This window comes from Chryseobacterium sp. FR048 (genome assembly GCF_056844665.1).
Genome location: NZ_JBXDSE010000022.1, coordinates 1 through 3,164 on the forward strand (window position 1 = coordinate 1; position 3,164 = coordinate 3,164).

The 3,164-nt window shown below is 35.9% G+C and carries 4 protein-coding genes; 2 read left to right on the plus strand and 2 right to left on the minus strand.

The window, feature by feature from the left end; translation table 11 throughout:
- Positions 1 to 331 precede the first annotated feature (331 nt).
- On the plus strand, positions 332 to 724 hold the full coding sequence (locus AC106K_RS28000) for a helix-turn-helix transcriptional regulator (RefSeq protein WP_482448911.1): 393 nt from the start codon (positions 332 to 334) through the stop codon (positions 722 to 724).
- A 71-nt stretch (positions 725 to 795) separates the two neighbouring features.
- Here the strand turns inward: AC106K_RS28000 and AC106K_RS28005 are convergent, their stop codons facing one another.
- The gene (locus AC106K_RS28005; protein WP_482448912.1) at positions 796 to 1,092 is read right to left on the minus strand and encodes an MGMT family protein; all 297 of its coding nucleotides are present in this window, start codon (positions 1,090 to 1,092) and stop codon (positions 796 to 798) included.
- Positions 1,093 to 1,194: 102 nt separating this feature from the next.
- Here AC106K_RS28005 and AC106K_RS28010 point away from each other — a divergent pair, with 102 nt between their 5' ends.
- Complete coding sequence (locus tag AC106K_RS28010) at positions 1,195 to 1,341, plus strand: hypothetical protein (protein WP_185114425.1); 147 nt, start codon at positions 1,195 to 1,197, stop codon at positions 1,339 to 1,341.
- A 450-nt stretch (positions 1,342 to 1,791) separates the two neighbouring features.
- On the opposite strand, the gene AC106K_RS28015 is transcribed toward AC106K_RS28010, so the two are convergent.
- Complete coding sequence (locus AC106K_RS28015) at positions 1,792 to 2,766, minus strand: deoxyhypusine synthase family protein (RefSeq protein WP_047097747.1); 975 nt, start codon at positions 2,764 to 2,766, stop codon at positions 1,792 to 1,794.
- Between the last annotated feature and the right edge of the window lie 398 nt (positions 2,767 to 3,164).

Consider the following 3,164-nt stretch of genomic DNA (forward strand, 5'->3'; position numbering starts at 1 on the left):
ACGAAATAGTTCGTTTCTATGCATTCGTTTAGTTCACTTTATTTTCTCTGGTTCTTCAGAATTTAATTAGTATCTAATTTATTACTAAATCCTTTTGCAAATCTAAAGGCATTCGTGGCAAAAAAATGAGTGTAACACAACTAAAAACTCTTGCATCTTTGTCTTTTTTCAACATCCCATTCCTAAAATCATTAACTATCTATCTGAATATAATTTATATTATAAACCTTTTCATTCTTTCTTAGCAGCCTCTATTAGTTTACTGCATATTTTTTCTGTTTTCTGTTGTATACATTGTGCTTTTTTGCCATTTTTGTATAAAATGTCGGTCATGCAAAAAGAAAAATTACGCGTCATCAGAAAGCAAAAAGGCTATACTCAACAGCAGGTAGCTGACTTTATCGCAACAGATGTATCCAATTACAGCAGAAAAGAAAGCGGTGATGTAAAGATCGTAAAAGACGAATGGGACAAGCTTGCCCGTTTTCTGGATGTCCCGATTGAAGATATTTACGAGGAAGAAGAAGCGACAGTAGTTATTAATAATGATCACCCTGTATTTAATGACAGATCCTCTTCTGCTGGAGTCATCACGAACCAAAATAACTATGATAATATTCCAGGTGCTGTCATTGAAAACCTTCAGGGTTATATTGCGTTATTAAAAGAAGAAAACGAAAGACTGAAAGAAGAATTGAAAGGTCTCCCGAGAGGAAGAAAATAAGACAGTTTGAAACTGTAGAAAATATAAATGTCACTCATATTAAGTTATGGAGTGACATTTTTTTATGCAGATTATAATTCATTCATTGGATCCCAAAACAGTTTCTTGAAGTTTTTAATTCTTAAATTTTCTACGGTAATTCCTTCGGCTTCCAACTTAGGTTGAAATTCCGGTACAGACAATACTCCTGAACTCGAGATCACCCGGTGGGCAGGAACATCTTTCGGACAGCCTCCCATTGCTTTTCCTACATGGCGGGAATGGTTGGGATAGCCTACAGCTTTTGCTATAGCACCATAGGTGGAAACTCTTCCTTTAGGGATAAGTTTTGCCACTTCGTATACCTGCTGTTTGAAAATTTCGTCCATAATTTTTGTTTTTAGATCTTAAACTTTAGAAACGTCATTCCTTTTTTTGCATCATTTTTGAACTCTCATCAGCTCAATGATGTTTCATTAAAAGATAAAGATATGAAAAAATCATTTTTCCGTTTACTGAATGTAATCAATAAAAAGGTTCTTCCGAAGCTGAGTAAGAAAGATCCTAATCATCTTACAAAAATAGAAAAGGGAATTCTGGCGTACCGCTATTTTGTTCTGGTGAATTCTTTGGATTGATTTTAATGAAAATAAAATTATTAGCTCGCAGGTTTTGCAGATGACACAGGCTCTGTGAGGGGTTATTTTGGAAATCGCAAAGGCGCAAGTTCTTTTACATACAAAGTGTTGTAAGGCGCAAGGATTTTATCTTCGATAAAATTGTAAACCGCTGAATATTGCCACGGATGCACGAATAATCTTCTTTATGGATAATGGATAAAATTAAATGTATATAATTTATTCGCGCATTCGTGGCAAAAAAAAGGGTAGCACTTGCTGAAGATCTTAGATCTTCTTGCGCCTTAAAATACCCATAATGTATATAATCCTTTTGCGTCTTTGCGATTTCCAACAAGTTCTACGTCATTTGCAAAATTTAATAGAGCTCAAAAAGCTTAACAGCATAGAAATAAAAAAGCGCTCCCAAATTGGAAGCGCAATATGATAATCTCATAAAGAGTTTATTTCTTAAGCATTCTCAAGAATATAAGAGAACATTAATGGAGCACAGATCGTTGCGTCACTTTCAACGATAAACTTCGGTGTAGTAATATCCAGTTTACCCCAAGTGATTTTCTCATTCGGAACAGCTCCTGAGTATGAACCGTAAGAAGTAGTAGAATCGGAAATCTGGCAGAAATAAGACCAGAAAGGAATGTCATGCATTTCCATATCCTGATATAACATTGGTACTACACAGATAGGGAAATCTCCTGCGATACCTCCACCGATCTGGAAGAATCCAACTCCTTTACCTCCTGAGTTTTTAGTATACCAGTCTGCAAGGTAAGTCATATATTCGATCCCTGATTTCATGGTAGTAGCTTTAAGCTCACCTTTGATGCAGTAAGAAGCGAAGATGTTACCCATTGTAGAATCTTCCCATCCTGGAACTACGATTGGAAGGTTTGCTTCAGCAGCAGCGATCATCCAAGAATTTTCTCTAGGAATTTCATAATACTGCTCCAATACTCCTGAAAGGATCATTTTGTACATGAATTCGTGCGGGAAATATCTTTCTCCTTTAGCTTCTGCATCTTTCCAGATCTCTACGATATGTTTCTGTAATCTTCTGAAAGCCTCTTCTTCAGGGATACATGTATCTGTAACTCTGTTCAGACCTCTTTCCAAAAGATCCCACTCGTCCTGAGCAGTCAAATCTCTGTAATGAGGAACTCTTTCATAGTGAGAGTGTGCCACAAGGTTCATCAGGTCTTCTTCAAGGTTAGCCCCTGTACAAGAGATAAAATCTACTTTTCCCTGACGGATCATTTCTGCAAGAATTTTACCCAATTCAGCAGTAGACATTGCTCCTGCCAAAGTAATCATCATTTTTCCGCCATCTTTAAGATGGGCAACATATCCTTTAGAAGCATCTACCAATGCAGCTGCGTTGAAGTGCAGGTAATACTTTTCTATGAATTCAGTTATCGGTTTGCTCATTTTTTAATTTTTTGCAAAGATAAAACTTAAAAACGGAATGCAGCCAACCCACTTGGAGAAAGTCTCGGGCAAGGAGTCTTTTTTATCATTTGTTAAAAGAGCAGGTTGAGTTTAGATACTTTTTTGTTGGATAAGCGCAAGGTCACAAAGGTTTTCAGCTATATGATGTCTATTTTTAAGACCTGAGAGTATCTAAGATCTTCAGTAAATGCTGCTTTTTTTGCCACGAATGCACGAATAATTTTCTTTATGGATATAATTAAACGCATATAATTTATTCGTGTATTCTAAGACATATGCAAATTATATCTTGTTAAATTTACAAAAGGTTCTTCTCTTTTTACCACGGCGAAGATTCTATAGACGAGTTTACAGCATACCGCATTAATAATAGAATT